The sequence below is a fragment of the Pseudomonas sp. BNK-45 genome (assembly GCF_047456255.1).
Taxonomy (GTDB): Bacteria; Pseudomonadota; Gammaproteobacteria; order Pseudomonadales; family Pseudomonadaceae; genus Aquipseudomonas.
This window is the reverse complement of sequence record NZ_CP179909.1, coordinates 4580317-4596402: the sequence shown is the minus strand read 5'-3', so window position 1 is coordinate 4596402 and position 16086 is coordinate 4580317. Positions and strand designations below refer to the sequence as shown.

Sequence of the window (16086 nt, the reverse complement as noted above, 5' to 3'; positions counted from 1 at the left end):
CTACCTACTGGCCAGCGGGCTGGGCGAGTGCAAGGGGAGTGGTGTCGATCTGCACCGGCTCGCCGGGACGGGCGTGCTGCAAGCCTTCGACAATGACTCGGTCACCGGGCTTGAGGCCCTCGGTGACGATCCAGCGGTCTTTCTGCACCCCGCCCAGTTGCACCGGGTGCTGCACCACGCGGTTCTCGGCATCTACCAGCAGCACCTGGGCGATACCGGCACTGTCACGCTGGATGGCCCGTTGCGGCACGCTGATGCCTTGCTGGTTGACGGCCTGTTCCAGGCGCACGCGCACGAAGCTGCCCGGCAGCAGGTCGAGGTCCGGATTGGGGAACTCGCTGCGCAGGATGATCTGCCCGGTGCCCGGGTCGACGCTGATATCGGCGAACAGCAGCTTGCCCGGCAACGGGTAGAGGCTGCCGTCGTCCTGGATCAGGGTGGCCTTGGCCTGGTCCTTGCCAACCTGCTGCAACTGCCCGGCGCGCAAGGCCCGGCGCAGCTCGTTGAGCTCGCGGGTGGATTGGGTCAGGTCGGCGTGGATCGGGTTCAACTGCTGGATCAGCGCCATGGGGGTGGATTCGTTCTGGCCCACCAGGGCGCCCTCGGTGACCAGGGCCCGGCCGACCCGTCCGGAAATCGGTGCGGTGACGGTGGCGAAGTCCAGGTTGAGCTTGGCGCGCTTGACCGCGGCCTGATTGGCCGCCACTTCGGCGTCGGCCTGGCGCCGGGTCGCCCGGGCGTTGTCGTATTCCTGGCCGCTGATGGCCTGGTCGGCGATCAGCTTGGCAAAGCGCTGTTCCTGCAGGCGCGCCTGGAAGGCACTGGCCTCGGCCTTGCGCAGGTTGGCCCGGGCGCTGTCCAGGTCGGCCTGGAAGGGCGCCGGATCGATGCGGAACAGCACATCGCCCTGCTTGACGTCCGAGCCCTCGCGGAAGGTCTGCTGCAACACCACGCCGGCCACCCGGGCGCGCACTTCGGCGCTGCGCGGCGCAGCGATGCGTCCGCTCAGTTCGCTGGTGATGGACAGGGCCTGGCTCTGCACCGTCTCGATCCGCACGGTGGCGGTTGGCGGTGCCTGTTCGCCTTCGGTCTTGCTGCAGGCGCTCAACGCCGTCGCCAGAACCAGCAGGCAGAGTGGCGCGAGGAGTTTATTCGACATGCTGATACCCCAATAATGACCTCGGCATGCTAAGGGCATGGGTCAAGGCCCGCTGTGAAGCTGTGTAGGTGCTGTGTGAAAAAGTGTGAAGCGGGCGCGCTTGCGCGATGAGTGTTGTATATCCTTGGCGCCTTGCTGCGGTGGCCCGGTGCTCTATAAGGAACACCGCTACTCTGTATTTCTTCAATAAAGACCTCTTGTCATGCCCAATATTCTTCTTGTCGAAGACGACACCGCGCTCTCGGAGCTGATTGCCAGCTACCTGGAGCGCAATGGCTATCAGGTCAGTGTGATCAGTCGCGGCGATCAGGTGCGCGAACGGGCCAAGGCCAGCCCGCCGGATCTGGTGATCCTCGACCTGATGCTGCCGGGCCTGGATGGCCTGCAGGTCTGTCGCTTGTTGCGTGCCGACTCGGCCACCTTGCCGATCCTGATGCTGACCGCCCGCGATGATAGCCATGATCAGGTGTTGGGTCTGGAAATGGGCGCCGACGACTATGTGACAAAACCTTGCGAACCGCGAGTGCTTCTGGCCCGGGTGCGCACCTTGCTGCGCCGCAGCAGCCTCGGCGAGCCGCAGGCGGCCAGCGACCAGATCCTCATGGGCAACCTGTGCATCGACCTGTGCGAGCGCACCGTGACCTGGCGCGAGCAGTTGGTGGAGCTGTCCAGTGGCGAGTACAACCTGCTGGTGGTGCTGGCCCGGCATGCCGGCGAAGTGCTGAGCCGCGACCAGATCCTCCAGCGGCTGCGGGGCATCGAGTTCAACGGCACCGACCGCTCGGTGGACGTGGCCATTTCCAAGCTGCGGCGCAAGTTCGACGACCACGCCGGCGAAGCGCGCAAGATCAAGACCGTGTGGGGCAAGGGCTACCTGTTCAGCCGTTCCGAGTGGGAATGCTGATTCCATGCTGCGCATCCTGGTCCGGCTGTACCTGATTACCATCGTCGCCTTCAGCGCGGCGATCTACCTGATTCCGGACCTGGTGATCAAGGTCTTCCACGAGCGCTTCGTGGATTACAACCTGGAACAGTCCCGAGGCCTGCAAGGCCTGATCGTCAAGCAGTTCCGCGCGGTTCCCGCCGCGCAGTGGCCGGATCTGGTCAAGGAAATGGACCAGGAATTCCATCCGCTGCAAGTGGCCCTGGTGCGCATCGACGACCCGGACTTCAGCCTGTATGAGCGCGAACGCCTGGCCCGCGGTGAAAAGGTGGTCCGCCTGGGGGACTGGGGCTGGCGCACCCTGGCGGTGTCGCCGCTGGACGAGCAACTGGCGGTCAAGCTGGTGGTGCCGCCGGATCCGCTGGACGTCAACCTGCTGTACTGGAGCATCAACGTACTGATCGTCGCGGTGCTGCTGGCTTGCCTGCTGCTCTGGGTCAGGCCGCACTGGCGCGACCTGGAGCGCCTGAAACGCACCGCCGAGCGTTTCGGCAAGGGGCACCTGAGCGAGCGCACGCAGCTGCCCGGCAGTTCCAACATCGGCAGCCTGGCCCATGTCTTCGACACCATGGCCGGGGACATCGAGCAGTTGCTCAATCAGCAGCGGGACCTGCTCAACGCTGTGTCCCATGAGCTGCGCACCCCCTTGACCCGACTGGATTTCGGCCTGGCCCTGGTGCTCTCCGACGATCTGCCCGCGGCCAGCCGCGAGCGCCTGCAGGGGCTGGTGGCGCATATTCGCGAGCTGGATGAACTGGTGCTGGAACTGCTGTCCTACAGCCGCCTGCAGAACCCGGCCTGCCTGCCGGAGCAGGTCGAGGTGTCCCTGGACGAGTTCATTGACAGCATCCTCGGCAGCGTCGATGACGAGCTGGAGTCGGAGCTGGTCATCGATGTGCTGCTGCACGGCACCCTGGAGCGCTTCACCCTGGACCCGCGGCTCACCGCCCGGGCCCTGCAGAACCTGCTGCGCAACGCCACCCGCTACTGTGAAAAACGCATCCAGGTCGGGGTGCTGGTGAGCGACGAGCGCTGCGAAATCTGGGTCGACGATGACGGCATTGGCATTCCCGACGATGAGCGCGAACGAGTGTTCGAGCCGTTCTATCGCCTGGATCGCAGCCGCGACCGCTCCACCGGCGGTTTTGGCCTGGGGCTGGCCATCAGCCGCCGCGCCCTGGAAGCCCAGGACGGCACCCTGACCGTCGAGGCCTCGCCCCTGGGGGGCGCGCGTTTTCGCCTGAGCCTGCCGCCCCCGACCACTCGCTGAACGGCGCCCACCGCCTTGTAGCCGCTGCCGAACCTGCGCGGCTGCGATCGCCGACGCAGTCGGCGCAAAGCTGCAACAACGCGGCGTCTGCTCCAGCGTGCCCTTAGGGCCCGTTCGCAGCCTGCGGCAGCGGCTACACAAACCGGTGTGCCTTCAAGGGCGCGCGCCAGCCTGCGGCCAGTCCCGCTTTTGGCCAATGCGCTGCCTTACGGCTCGTCACCGTCGCTTGCTATAGTTCGGGCCTCATTTTCCGCCCAGTAAAGGATCACTGCCATGTCCGAATACCAAGCCTTTCGCGTCGAACTCGCTGACAACATCGCCCATGTGCAGATCAATCGCCCGGAGAAGATCAACGCGATGAACGCCGCGTTCTGGAGCGAAATCGTCGAGATCTTCCGCTGGATCGACGACACCGACGCGGTGCGGGTGGTGGTGCTCAGCGGCGCCGGCAAGCATTTTTCCTCGGGCATCGATCTGATGATGCTGGCCGGGGTGGCCAACGAACTGGGCAAGGACGTGGGCCGCAATGCGCGCCTGCTGCGGCGCAAGATTCTCCAGCTGCAATCCTCCTTCAATGCCGTGGACAACTGCCGCAAGCCGGTGCTGGCAGCGATCCAGGGCTACTGCCTGGGCGGCGCCATCGACCTGATCAGCGCCTGCGACATGCGGTATGCCGCCGATGACGCGCAGTTCTCGATCAAGGAAATCGACATCGGCATGGCGGCGGATGTCGGCACACTGCAACGTTTGCCGCGTATCATCGGCGACGGCATGCTGCGCGAGCTGGCCTACACTGGGCGCACCTTCGGTGCCGAGGAGGCGCGCCGCATCGGCCTGGTCAATCGCACCTACAGCGATGCCTCAAGCCTGCTGGACGGGGTCATGGAGATTGCCCGGGAGATTGCCGCCAAGTCGCCGATCGCCGTCAGCGGCACCAAGGAAATGCTCAGCTACATGCGTGACCACCGGATCGACGACGGCCTGGAATATGTCGCCACCTGGAACGCCGCCATGTTGCAATCCACCGACTTGCGTGTGGCCATTGCCGCCCACATGAGCAAACAGAAACCCGAATTTCTGGATTGATAGACGATGATTGAACGCTGGACCACCGCAGTACTGGATACCGAACTTCCCGGCGGCTGGGCCGTGGCCCGTGGCCCGGACGGCTTTCTCTATGACGACAACGGCGCGCTGTTTCCCCGGCACTGGCTCAAGGGCCAGGACCTGCCGCTGCTGGCCGAGCACGGCATCGGCCACCTCGATGGCGAGCCGGTGTACCTGCTGGAGCTCAGTGGACGCGCCGAGGTGCCCGGCTGCGGCTGGAAAGGCCTACGGGCCTTCATGCTGGAGGGCGATCACACCCTGTACAAGGTCCTGGGCTACGCCGCCCAGATTGGCACCTGGGCCCGGGAACATCGTTTCTGCGGCAGTTGCGGCCGGCCCAATGTGCAGGTGCCCGGGGAGCGGGCGATGTACTGCGAGTCCTGCGATCTGCGGGCCTACCCGCGCATTTCACCGAGCATGATCGTGCTGGTCACCCGTGGCGATGAAGTGCTGCTGGCCCGTTCGCCGCGTTTCGTTACCGGGGTCTACAGCACCCTGGCCGGCTTTGCCGAGCCCGGCGAGTCGGCGGAGGACTGCCTGATTCGCGAGGTGCGCGAGGAGGTGAGCATCGAGGTCAAGAACATCCAGTACGTGGGCAGCCAGTGCTGGCCGTTCCCGCACTCGATGATGCTGGGCTTCCATGCCGAATACGCCGGCGGCGAGATCGTGCCCCAGGAAGACGAGATCGAGGACGCCCAGTGGTTCAACGTCCATGCGCTACCGCCGTTGCCGGCCTCGCGCTCGATTGCCCGCTACCTGATCGATCTCTACGTGGCGCGTCGCCTAGGCCACGCTGAACCAGTGCTGCCAGGCTAGGCGCACGGTCAACCCGAGAACCACGGTGATGAACACCGGGCGAATGAACTTGGCACCACCGCTGATCGCGGTGCGTGCCCCGAAGAAGGCCCCGACCATCACCGACAGGCCCATGCACAGGCCGATGATCCAGTCCACCTGCCCGGAGAACACGAACACCGACAGCGCCGCGATGTTGCTGACGAAGTTCATGCTGCGGGCCACACCGCTGGCCTTGACCAGATCGATGGGGTAGAGCAGCAGGCTGCTCACGGTCCAGAACGCCCCGGTGCCGGGTCCGGCCACGCCGTCATAGAAGCCCAGGCTGAAGCCCTGGCTCGACTGCCACTTCTTCTTGATCGGTGCATCGCTGTCCAGCGGCGCCTTGGGCGTGCCGCCGAACAGCAGGTACAGGCCACAGGCGAAGACGATCACCGGCAGCATCTTGTTCAGCCACTCGGCCGGCAGGTAATGGGCGACGATGGCTCCGGTCAGCGCCCCCACCAGGGTGCCGATGATGGCGTGCATCCACTGCCGCGGGTGGAACAGCTTGCGCCGATAGAAGGTGAAACTGGCGGTGGCCGAGCCGAAGGTCGAGCTGAGCTTGTTGGTGCCCAGTACCAGATGCGGCGGCAAGCCCGCGGTCAGCAGGGCGGGCGTGGTCAGCAGGCCACCACCGCCGGCAATGGCGTCGATGAAACCGGCGATGAAGGCCACGAGGGCAAGGATGGCGAGGGTGGTCAGGTCTACGCTGAGTTCGAAGGGCATGGATTCGGCTTATTGTTCGGCGGGAAGCGCAAAGGGGGCTGCGCGAAAGATCGCCATCTTACCTGCAACCCCGCCCGCTGCGCGACCGCCTCGACCTTGGTCTGGTACCCCTATCGTAGGAGCCGGCTTGCCGGCGAATGGGTCCTTGAGCCTTGCGCACGATCGGAGGACGCCCTCACTGGCAAGCCAGCTCCTACGGACGGCGCAGGGCCCGGAAAGCGTAGGAGCCGGCTTGCCGGCGAATGGGCCTTTGAGCCTTGCGCACGATCGGAGGACGCCCTCGCTGGCAAGCCAGCTCCTACGGACGGCGCAGGCCCGGAAAGCGTAGGAGCCGGCTTGCCGGCGAATGGGCCTTTGAGCCTTGCGCACGATCGGAGGACGCCCTCGCTGGCAAGCCAGCTCCTAAGGACGGCGCAGGGCCCGGAAAGCGTAGGAGCCGGCTTGCCGGCGAATGGGCCTTTGAGCCTTGCGCATGATCAGAGGACGCCCTCGCTGGCAAGCCAGCTCCTACGGACGGTGCAGGGAAGGGTCAGCGTTGCGGGCCGTTGCCGATCTGCCAGACAAAGGGCGGCTCGGTGCCGTTGATCTGCCAGTCACCGATAATCCGCGCCTTGTAGATCACCGGGTTGTGCGAAGACACGGTCCGCGCGTTGCGCCAGTGCCGGTCCAGGGCCTTGCCCTGGCGAATGTCCGAGGCCCCGAGGGCGTTGAACAGTTCGCTGGTGGCGCGCTGGATCAGTTCGGTGACCACCACCTGGGCCGTGGCCGATTCGATTTCCGCCGCCACATTGGCCGCTCGTTCCTTCACCTCATCCCCGGCAAAGCGCGCCAGGTAGGCCTGCTGGGCCGGTGCCGCCGCGCGGACCGCCGCGGCCTCGGCCGCATACACCAGGGCGGCAATCTCGCCCACCACTTGCTGCACCTGGGCGTCGGCGCTGACCTGAGGCGCGTTACCGTGGCTGTAGATGCGCTTGCGCACCCGCACTTCGTGGGCCACATCGCGCAGCGCGGCGCGGCCGATCCCGGCCAGGGTCGCCAGCAGCACCAGTTGGTAGAAGGCCGTCTGGTATTTGAAGCGGGTGGCGAAGTCGATGATGTTCTCGGCCTCGACTTCGGCGTCGTTGAAGCGCGAGGTGCCACTGCCGGTGGTGCGCTGGCCGAAACCGTCCCAGTCATCGCTCTGCTGGATGCCCGGCTGGCGGGTGCGCACCGCCGCGATCACATCGCCGCCGGTGTCGCTGCGCTGGGCATAGACGTCGATCCAGTCGGAGAAAATGCTTCCGGTGCTGTAGAACTTCTCGCCGTTGAGGCGCCATTTTTCGCCGTCCGGCGTCACCTTGGTTATCACCTGGCCAATCTCCACCGCGCCGATTTCGGTCCAGGCGCAGCCGACGATATCGCCCTCGACAAAGCGCTTGAACCACAGGTCCCGACCCGGCCCGGGCGGAGCATTGAGGCGGTCCTCGGCAAAGGCGAAGTGGCCGCGCAGGGCCTGGGGCACATTGGCGTCGGCTTCGGCCAGCTCGATCAGCAGCTGGAACAGCTGGGGCAGGGAGGCACCGCCGCCGCCATATTCCACGGGCACTCGCAGGGCACCGAAGCCGGCCTCCTTGAGCCATTGGATGGGTTCATAAGGCAAGGTGCGACTGTGCTCGCGCTCCACGGCTCCGGCGGCGATGCGCTGGAAGATCGGTCGGAAGCGCTCGGCCAGAGGCTCGTAATCGACCCCCAAGGACAATGGATTGATTACCTGGTGTTCAGTCATGGCGTAGCTCCTGGGTTCGGCAGAAAAAACAATGGGTGTCTGGGCGGGTCTTTGCACACAGCATGCCGACATCCCGCAGCCCGGTCTGCCTGGGGATGGGCCCAGGGGAGGGTCAGTCAACTGTTGCCGGGACAACACTTGATCAACAAATCGTCTGTTTGCGCGGTGTTTCGACGGCCCGCTCGCCGCGGGCAGGGGCTTTGGCCGACCCGCTGCAGCCAGGGCGCCGGCGTCGCCTGCCAGGGGACCGGAGCCCGGCCCGGCGCGCTTTGGTCGGGGGCCGCGAAGCGTCTTGGGCCGGTCGAGCCTGGGCCCCGACGGTGACTGGCACGCTTGCTGCTCTGGTCCTTGCACCTTTACCTGTCCCGAGGACCGAGCCATGAGTCAGCAAGCCGTCAAATTTGCCTATTGGGTGCCCAACGTCAGCGGTGGTCTGGTGGTGAGCAAGATCGAGCAGCGCACCCACTGGGGCATCGACTACAACCGCAAACTGGCACAGATCGCCGAGGAGGCCGGCTTCGAATACGCCCTGACCCAGATCCGCTTCACTGCCGGGTACGGCGCCGAGTACCAGCACGAGTCGGTGGCCTTCAGCCACGCGCTGCTGGCCGCCACCAGCAAGCTCAAGGTGATCGCGGCGATTCTGCCCGGGCCCTGGCAACCGGCGCTGGCGGCCAAGCAGCTGGCCACCATCGATCAACTGACCAACGGCCGGATCGCGGTGAACATCGTCAGCGGCTGGTTCAAGGGCGAGTTCCAGGCCATCGGCGAACACTGGCTGGAGCACGACGAGCGCTATCGCCGGTCCGAGGAATTCATCCGTTCCCTGCGGGGCATCTGGAGCCAGGACCACTTCACCTTCAAAGGCGACTTCTATCGCTTTGACAACTACAGCCTCAAGCCCAAGCCCCTGGGCCGGCCGGAGATCTTCCAGGGCGGCAGCTCGCGGGCGGCGCGGGACATGGCGGCCAGGGTGTCGGACTGGTACTTCACCAATGGCAACAGCGTTGAAGGCATCAAGGCCCAGGTGGACGACATCCGCAGCAAGGCGGCGGCCAACCAGCACTCGGTGAAAGTCGGGGTGAATGCCTTTGTGATCGCCCGGGACACCGAGGAAGAAGCCCGGGCGGTGCTGGCGGAGATTATCGACAAGGCCGATCCGGAGGCGGTGAACGCCTTTGGTGACGCCGCCAGGCAGGCCGGCAAGGCCTCGCCCGAAGGCGAGGGTAACTGGGCCAAGTCCAGTTTCGAGGACCTGGTGCAATACAACGACGGCTTCAAGACCAACCTGATCGGCACCCCGCAACAGATTGCCCAGCGCATCGTCGACCTGAAGGCGGTGGGGGTGGACCTGGTGCTGGCGGGTTTCCTGCATTTCCAGGAAGAGGTCGAATACTTCGGCAAGCGGGTATTGCCCCTGGTGCGGGAGCTGGAAGCCCAGGCCCGGCTCAAGGAACAAGAAGCGGCGGCGTGAACGGTGCCTTGCTTGCCGGCGAAGCGGTTCACCAGCCTGATGCAAGGCTTGCGGACGCTTTCGCTGGCAAGCCAGCTCCTACGGGAAGGTGTTGTGCGAGGTTGCTGTGTAGGAGCCGGCTTGCCGGCGAAAGGGCCTCTGGGTCTGGTGCAAGGCTTGAGGACGCCTTCGCTGGCAAGCCAGCTCCTACGGGAAGGTGTTGCGCGAGGTTGCTGTGTAGGAGCCGGCTTGCCGGCGAAAGGGCCTTTGGCCTCGGTGCAGGGCTTGAGGATGCCTTCGCTGGCAAGCCAGCTCCTACGGGTGCGCTAGGTAAAAGAACCTTGGGCCGGGTTACAGGCCCAGGTCGCTAAGGCCTGGATGGTCATCCGGGCGCCGGCCCAGGGGCCAGTGGAACTTACGCTCGGTTGACTTGATCGGCAGGTCGTTGACGCAGGCGAAACGCCGGGCCATCAGGCCTTGTTCGTCGAACTCCCAGTTCTCGTTGCCGTAGGAGCGGAACCAGTTGCCGGAATCGTCGTGCCATTCATAGGCGTAACGCACGGCGATGCGGTTGTCGGTAAAGGCCCAGAGTTCCTTGATCAGACGGTAATCCAGCTCCTTGGCCCATTTGCGGGTGAGGAAGGCCTTGGCCTCTTCGCGGTTGTGGGCGAACTCGGCGCGGTTGCGCCATTGGGTATCCAGGGTGTAGGCCAGGGATACCCGCTCCGGGTCCCGGGAGTTCCAGCCATCTTCGGCCAGACGGACCTTTTCAATCGCCGACTCGCGAGTGAAAGGCGGAAGGGGCGGGCGCACTTGAGCGTTAGACGACATGATCTGTCTCCAATGAAAGTTGCTGTTCAAACAAAGAAGTTGCTCTTGTTTAAAACAATCAGAGGTCCAATAACTTTCGCGCCATGCATTGCGCATTATCAGCAGCACTGTGATCGCCCATGACAAGGGCAACGGTAATGGCGCCATCGATCAGGATCAGCAGTTGCGCTGCCAGTCCCTCGGGATGTTGCACGCCATGTTCCTGGCAAAGCTCGGTCACGTAATCGAGCAGTTTCTGTTTATGTTGTTTCGCCACCTGGCGCACCGGGTCTTGTGGATCGCCAGTCTCACCGCTGGTGTTGATAAAGGCGCAGCCGCGAAAACCTTCGGATTCGAACCAGCCCTTGAGCACGCTGAACAGCGCCAGCAGCCGCTGCGCAGAGCCTTCGGCCCGGTTCACTTCGGTCCTGTACCAGTGCATCCAGCGCTGGTCGCGACGCTCCAGGGCGGCCACCACCAGTTCGTCCTTGTTGCTGAAATAGCGATAGACGCTCTTTCTCGACACCCCGGCGGTCTTCACCAACAGATCCATGCCAGTGGCGGCAATGCCGCTCTTGTAGATCAGCTTCTCGGTGACGTCGAGGATAATGTCGCGTGTTTCAGAGGGAGTGATTTCGTTCATGGAGCAAAGAGTAGAACGATCGTTCTCCTTGGTCAAATAATTATTTCGTTGGCCATCAAAGTTCCCCTGCCATGTAGGAGCTGGCTTGCCAGCGAAGGCGTCATCGGGTCTTGCGCAGCATCCGCAGGCCTCTTCGCCGGCAAGCCGGCTCCTACCGAATCAGGGGCTGCGGTTGCCTATGCAGGCGCTGGCTGCCAGTGAAGGCTGCGCAGTATCTCGCCGTTCAGGGCGGGGAATGGTCTTGTACAGGTCGGGCAGGGGACTCAGCCTGTTCCATGGTGTAAGCTCTTGCGCTCTTTGGATTTGAGCCACTGCGAGCCCTATGCCGTCGCTTTTCAAACGTTCCCTGCTGCCCAAGCTGCGCAGCTTTCCGCTGGCTGCCGAGGCCTTCACCACGCTGACCGGTGCTGCACAATTTCGCCGCACGCTGCTGGAGCAAATCGCCCAGGCCACCCGGCGTATCTACATCGTTGCCCTGTACCTGCAACAGGACGAAGCCGGCCAGGAGATCCTTGATGCCCTGCACGCCGCCAAGGCCGCCCGCCCGGAGCTGGACGTGGTGGTCGTGGTCGACTGGTTGCGCGCTCAGCGCGGCCTGATCGGTGCCGGCAAGCAGCCGGGCAATTCGGCCTGGTACCAGCACATGACCCGCACCCACGCTAGCGAAGTGCCGATCTACGGCGTGCCGGTGCAGACCCGGGAGCTGTTCGGGGTGCTGCACCTCAAGGGGTTCGTCATCGACGACTGCGTGCTCTACAGCGGCGCCAGCCTGAATAACGTCTACCTGCACAAGTTCGACAAATACCGCTTCGACCGTTACCACCTGCTGCACAACCAGGCCCTGGCCGATTCCATGCAGCACCTGGTGCAGCACGGCCTGGTGGCCTCGCGGGCGGTGCATCGCCTGGACCTGCCGAACCTGCCCAGCACCCGCAGCTTGCGCAACGACATCGGCGATCTGCGCAGCCGTCTCAAGCACGCCACCTACGACACCACCGCCGGCAGCCTGGACAAGAGCGAGCTCTCGGTCAGTCCATTGCTCGGGGTCGGCAAGGGCAACCCGCTGAACCGGGTGATCTGCGAGCTGATCGCCGGCGCCCAGCGCCAGCTGACCATCTGCACCCCGTATTTCAACCTGCCGCTGCCGGTGACCCGGGAAATCAACCGGGCCCTGGAGCGTGGGGTGAAGATCGACATCATCGTCGGCGACAAGACCGCCAACGACTTCTATATCCCCCCCAGCGAGCCATTCAAGGTGATCGCGGCGCTGCCGTACCTGTACGAGATCAGCCTGCGGCGCTTCGCCAAGCGGCATCAGAAGGTGATCGACAGCGGCCAGTTGAACCTGCACCTGTGGCGTGACGGCGACAACACCTATCACCTCAAGGGCATGTGGGTCGATGAGCGCTACACCTTGCTCACCGGCAACAACCTCAACCCCCGGGCGTTTCGCCTGGACCTGGAAAACGCCCTGTTGCTGGACGACCCCAAGGGCCAGTTGCTGCCAGCGCGCAGCGCCGAGCAGGCGTTGATCTATCGCCACACCCGGCGCATCGAGCACTTCCAGTATCTGGAAAGCCTGGTGGACTACCCCGAGGCCGTGAGCAAGTTCCTGCGTCGGGTCAGTCGCGTGCGTATCGAGCGTCTGCTTTACCGCATGCTGTAACTCGGCGTCGCTGCCGAGCCTGCGGGGCTGCGCAAGGGCCCGCAGGACCTGCAGCGATCAGAGGGGCGCCATTGCCTGCGTTGGCATGCCGCCCAAGCCGTTCGCAGCCTGCGGCCGCGGTTACAGGGATCGGGGCTGTGGCCAGATGGCGATCAGTACCAGCAGGATCGCTGCCAGCAGGTAGGGCAGGCGCGGTTCGATGGCGTAGATCAGGCTGGCGGCCATGGGGCCGATGACCACGCCCAGGCCCTGAGCGGCGCCGATGCTGCCGGCGGCCGCGCCTTGTTCCGAGGCTTCCACGGCATTCGCCGCCAGGGCCGAGAACGACGGAAACACCCCGCCCATGCCCGCCGCCGAAACAAAGAACGCCAGCCACAGGCCCCAGGCGCTGTCCACCAGCATGCTGCCGGCATACCCCAGGGCCGAGAGCAGCGCGCCGTAGCGGATCATCCGCAAGGGCGGCCATTCCAGCTTGCGCACCAGCAGTTGGGCGCAGATCAACGCCACGCCGACCATGGCCAGGGCCACCCCGGCGGTCTGTGCCGCGGCGGCCGGGTCCAGTTGCAGGCGATCCAGGGCATAAAAGCTGACGGTGATCTGGGCGATGGACACACACAGCATGGCGACAAAGGCCACCGTCATCGCGCGCACCAACCGTGGGTCGTTCAAGCGGACCTGGCTGGGGGTGTGCCTGAGGTGCAGTTCCTGGCGCGGCAGCTTGTAGCGCAGCACCAGGAGCGCCAGCAACGGCAGCACCGCCATGGCGTAGAACGGCAGGCTCAGGCTGTAGCGGGCCAGCAGCGCGGCAATCGCCGGACCGACCACCAGGCCCACGGCGTTGGCCGCGCCGAGGGTGGCCATGGCCCGGGCGCGATGCTCGGGTTCGACGTTGTCGGCGATCAGGGCGAAGCCGCCCACCGGAATCGCCGCATAAAAGGCACCGATCAGGCCGCGGCCGAGCATCAGGCCGAAAAAGGCCATGGCAACGCTGGGCACGCTTTGCAGCGACAGATCGATGAACAGGCACAGGGCCCAGTAGGCGAGGGTGAAGCCGGCGGTGCCCAGCAGCAGTACCCGGCGCCGGCCGAAGCGGTCGCTGGCCTGGCCCCAGGGGCGCGCCAGGAGCATCCAGATCACGCCGGAAACGGTCACCGCGGCGCCGGCGTGCCAGGTCTCCAGGCCCAGCGCCCGGGTGATTGGACCGATCAGCGAGACGAACGCCATCATCGCCATGGTGCAGGCCATGTAGGCGGCCATCAGCGGCAGCAGCGAGAAGGGCGTGGCAGTCAGCGGCGCGCCGGCAGCTAAGGGGCGAGACATGCGGGGTCTTCCATGAAAGCGATTGGGCCGTGAACGTTAGCGGGATAACGCGTCACAGCCCAGCCTTATCTGCACAGCGATGCTGTGGTTGGCCCGGGATCGGCTGGCGAAGAGGGCCTTGAGACGGGGGTTGGACTCAAGGTCGCTTTCGCCGGCAAGCCCACTGCTACGAGTGTTGCGATGAGCCACCGGTGTTGGCGCCTGGGCGTCGAGCTCAGTTCAGGCCCAGTTTGCCGCGCAGGGTCGAGAGGTCTTCGGCCAGGGTGTTGACCGGGCCCACCAGGGCCTTGCGGTCGCTTTCCTTGACCTTGTCGTAGGTCATGAAGCCGCCGTCGGCGGTTTTGTACTTGGCCAGGATGCTGTTCACCGTGGCGAAGTTCTTGTCCACCTTGGCGACAAAGGCCTGGTCCTGCCTGGCGATCTGGCCGCGGAACAGATCGACGATTTTCTTCGCGCCGTCGATGTTGCCCTGGAAGTCGTAGAGGTCGGTGTGGCTGTAGCGGTCTTCCTCGCCGGAGATCTTGGTCGCGGCCACTTCTTCCAGCAGCGCGGCGGCGCCTCCCACGACCTTTTCCGGCGGGAAGGTCAGGCCGGCGACGCGGGTCTGCAGGTCCTTGACGTCCTTGTTCAGGCGCTCGGCCAGCGCGCCCAGGCCGGCGGTGCTGTTTTCCGCGAACAGCGAGTATTCCAGGCGGTGGAAGCCGGTGAAGTCTTCGGCCTTGACGCCTTGCTCGTGGTCGTCGACCCGGGAGTCGATGGCGGCGTCGAGGTCACTGAAGAGTTCGGCGATCGGTTCGATCGATTCGTAGTAGACCCGGGTCGGCGCGTAGAGCTTGCGGGCGGTGGCCAGGTCGCCCTGTTTCACCGCGTCGGTGAACTGCTGAGTATGGCTGGCCAGCTCGTCGAGCTGTGCGGTGACGTAGATCTTGTAGTCGGAGATTGGCCCCACCAGTTCCAGGGGCGCGGTGGCGGCGAACGCCGACAGGGGAGCGTGGAGCAAGCCAAGGGTCAGCAACACAGCGAGAGGCGACTTTTTCATGGGACGTTTCCGTGGGGGTGGTGGTGTTGGGGTGTCAGGCCGTGGCTGTCGTTCGGGTGGCATCGAGCAGCGAGCGGCCGATGAAATCCTCGGCGCCGGTGACCCCCGGCAGGGTGAAGAAGTAACCGCCGCCGGTGGGCTTGAGGTACTCCTCCAGAGGTTCGCCGTTGAGGCGGGTCTGTACCGCGATGAAGCCTTTCTCCAGGTCGGCCTGGTAGCAGATGAACAGCAGGCCCATGTCCAGCTGACCGTTCTTGTTGACGCCGTTGGAGTAGTTGAACGGCCGGCGCAGGATCAGGTTCTGCCGGGTCTGCGCGGTACGCGGGTTGGCCAGGCGGATGTGGGCGTCGAGCTTGGTGAGCTTGCCGTGGGGATCCTTGTCGTAGTCAGGCACCTGGCTTTCCTTCTGGCCGTCCATGGGCGCGCCCGTGGTCTTGACCCGGCCGATGATGCTTTGCTGCTCTTGCAGCGGGGTGCGGTCCCAGCGCTCGACGAAGTTGCGGATGATCCGCACCGCCTGGTAGCTGCCATGGGCCGCCCAGGCCGGTTCGTCGCTGCCGGGCTGAACCCAGACGATCTGCTGCATGGCCTGTGGGTCATTGGAATCGGGGTTGGCCGAACCATCGCGAAAGCCCAGGAAATTGCGCGCGCTCTGCGCCGGCTCGCCGGGTTTGGCCGGGGCCTGGGGCGGCACGCTGCCTTCCTGTTTCCAGCGCACCAGCAGCAGGTCGGGCAGGTTCTTCACGATGTCGCGCAGGGCGTGGATGTTGGTGTCGGCGGTGTTGGCGCAGAACTGCAGGCTCAGGTCGCCGTGGCAGCAGGCCGGCTCCAGGGCGTCGTTGGGGAATCCCGCCATGCGTATCAGGCGCTTGGGCTTGGCGGCGGCCAGGCCGAAGCGCTCGTCGAACAGCGAGGCACCCACCGAGACGGTGATGGTCAGGTTGTCCGGGGTCACCACCGGGCCGAGGATGCCGGAGTCCAGGGGCGGCAGTTTCGGGTCGACCTGGGTCACCGGGCCGCCGCTCATGAGAAAGGCGATGCGCTCATTGAGGGTGCGGAACAGCCGCTCCAGCTCGTCGCGGTCGCGGGCCAGGACATCGAAGGACACCAGCATGCCGGCTGCCGGACGTGGGGTGACGATGCCGCTCTGGTGCCGGCCGTGGAAATCGTGACGGTCCAGGGTCCGGTCGCTGCTCGGGGCTTCGGCGACCTGGGCCGGCGCGGCGGCCATGGCCGGGCAGCTCAGGCTGCTGCCGGCCAGGGCCACGCCGGCGGCGCCCATGCCCAGCAGTACGCGCCGGCGTTGGGGACTGAAGGAGGGGGTGGCTTGATCTGAATCGTTCATGGA

General features: G+C 65.2%; 14 protein-coding genes. 6 read left to right on the top strand and 8 right to left on the bottom strand.

What is annotated here, in order from left to right:
* Positions 1 to 4 precede the first annotated feature (4 nt).
* Positions 5 to 1159 carry an efflux RND transporter periplasmic adaptor subunit gene (locus ACMGG8_RS20550; protein WP_060839084.1) on the bottom strand — a complete coding sequence of 385 codons (1155 nt, stop codon included), beginning with the start codon at positions 1157 to 1159 and terminating at the stop codon, positions 5 to 7.
* Positions 1160 to 1361: 202 nt separating this feature from the next.
* Here ACMGG8_RS20550 and ACMGG8_RS20545 point away from each other — a divergent pair, with 202 nt between their 5' ends.
* The 4 genes from ACMGG8_RS20545 (at position 1362) to nudC (ending at position 5295) form a co-directional block, all read left to right on the top strand.
* Complete coding sequence (locus ACMGG8_RS20545; protein WP_060839085.1) at positions 1362 to 2063, top strand: response regulator transcription factor; 702 nt, start codon at positions 1362 to 1364, stop codon at positions 2061 to 2063.
* Positions 2064 to 2067: 4 nt separating this feature from the next.
* Positions 2068 to 3372, top strand: a complete 1305-nt coding sequence (locus ACMGG8_RS20540) for an ATP-binding protein (protein WP_060843457.1) — start codon at positions 2068 to 2070, stop codon at positions 3370 to 3372.
* A gap of 273 nt (positions 3373 to 3645) precedes the next feature.
* Entirely contained in the window at positions 3646 to 4458 is an 813-nt protein-coding gene (locus ACMGG8_RS20535; RefSeq protein WP_060839087.1) for a crotonase/enoyl-CoA hydratase family protein, read from the top strand.
* 6 nt (positions 4459 to 4464) lie between these two features.
* Positions 4465 to 5295, top strand: coding sequence for an NAD(+) diphosphatase (nudC, locus tag ACMGG8_RS20530; RefSeq protein WP_060843459.1), 831 nt, complete (start codon positions 4465 to 4467; stop codon positions 5293 to 5295).
* Here nudC and ACMGG8_RS20525 read toward each other — a convergent pair.
* Complete coding sequence (locus tag ACMGG8_RS20525) at positions 5263 to 6042, bottom strand: TSUP family transporter (RefSeq protein WP_060839089.1); 780 nt, start codon at positions 6040 to 6042, stop codon at positions 5263 to 5265. The two genes, nudC and ACMGG8_RS20525, sit on opposite strands and share 33 nt — an antisense overlap.
* A gap of 529 nt (positions 6043 to 6571) precedes the next feature.
* The gene (locus ACMGG8_RS20520; protein WP_235758331.1) at positions 6572 to 7807 is read right to left on the bottom strand and encodes an acyl-CoA dehydrogenase family protein; all 1236 of its coding nucleotides are present in this window, start codon (positions 7805 to 7807) and stop codon (positions 6572 to 6574) included.
* Positions 7808 to 8186: 379 nt separating this feature from the next.
* Here ACMGG8_RS20520 and sfnG point away from each other — a divergent pair, with 379 nt between their 5' ends.
* Positions 8187 to 9281, top strand: a complete 1095-nt coding sequence (gene sfnG, locus ACMGG8_RS20515) for a dimethylsulfone monooxygenase SfnG (protein ID WP_060839091.1) — start codon at positions 8187 to 8189, stop codon at positions 9279 to 9281.
* Between the two features lie 330 nt (positions 9282 to 9611).
* On the opposite strand, the gene ACMGG8_RS20510 is transcribed toward sfnG, so the two are convergent.
* Both ACMGG8_RS20510 and ACMGG8_RS20505 read right to left on the bottom strand, forming a co-directional pair.
* Positions 9612 to 10091 carry a DUF1348 family protein gene (locus tag ACMGG8_RS20510; protein WP_060839092.1) on the bottom strand — a complete coding sequence of 160 codons (480 nt, stop codon included), beginning with the start codon at positions 10089 to 10091 and terminating at the stop codon, positions 9612 to 9614.
* A 58-nt stretch (positions 10092 to 10149) separates the two neighbouring features.
* A complete protein-coding gene (locus ACMGG8_RS20505) occupies positions 10150 to 10713 on the bottom strand; it encodes a TetR/AcrR family transcriptional regulator (protein ID WP_060839093.1) in 564 nt (187 codons plus the stop codon).
* Between the two features lie 322 nt (positions 10714 to 11035).
* Between ACMGG8_RS20505 and pssA the strand changes: the two genes are divergently transcribed.
* A complete protein-coding gene (gene pssA, locus ACMGG8_RS20500; protein WP_060843463.1) occupies positions 11036 to 12379 on the top strand; it encodes a CDP-diacylglycerol--serine O-phosphatidyltransferase in 1344 nt (447 codons plus the stop codon).
* 120 nt (positions 12380 to 12499) lie between these two features.
* Here pssA and ACMGG8_RS20495 read toward each other — a convergent pair whose 3' ends face one another.
* The 3 genes from ACMGG8_RS20495 to efeB all read right to left on the bottom strand — a co-directional run bounded on the left by ACMGG8_RS20495 (position 12500) and on the right by efeB (position 16083).
* Positions 12500 to 13699 carry an MFS transporter gene (locus ACMGG8_RS20495; protein ID WP_060839095.1) on the bottom strand — a complete coding sequence of 400 codons (1200 nt, stop codon included), beginning with the start codon at positions 13697 to 13699 and terminating at the stop codon, positions 12500 to 12502.
* 214 nt (positions 13700 to 13913) lie between these two features.
* Positions 13914 to 14738 (bottom strand): iron uptake system protein EfeO, encoded by an 825-nt coding sequence (gene efeO / locus ACMGG8_RS20490; protein WP_060839096.1) that lies wholly within the window; start codon positions 14736 to 14738, stop codon positions 13914 to 13916.
* A gap of 34 nt (positions 14739 to 14772) precedes the next feature.
* Complete coding sequence (efeB, locus tag ACMGG8_RS20485; protein WP_414158296.1) at positions 14773 to 16083, bottom strand: iron uptake transporter deferrochelatase/peroxidase subunit; 1311 nt, start codon at positions 16081 to 16083, stop codon at positions 14773 to 14775.
* Between the last annotated feature and the right edge of the window lie 3 nt (positions 16084 to 16086).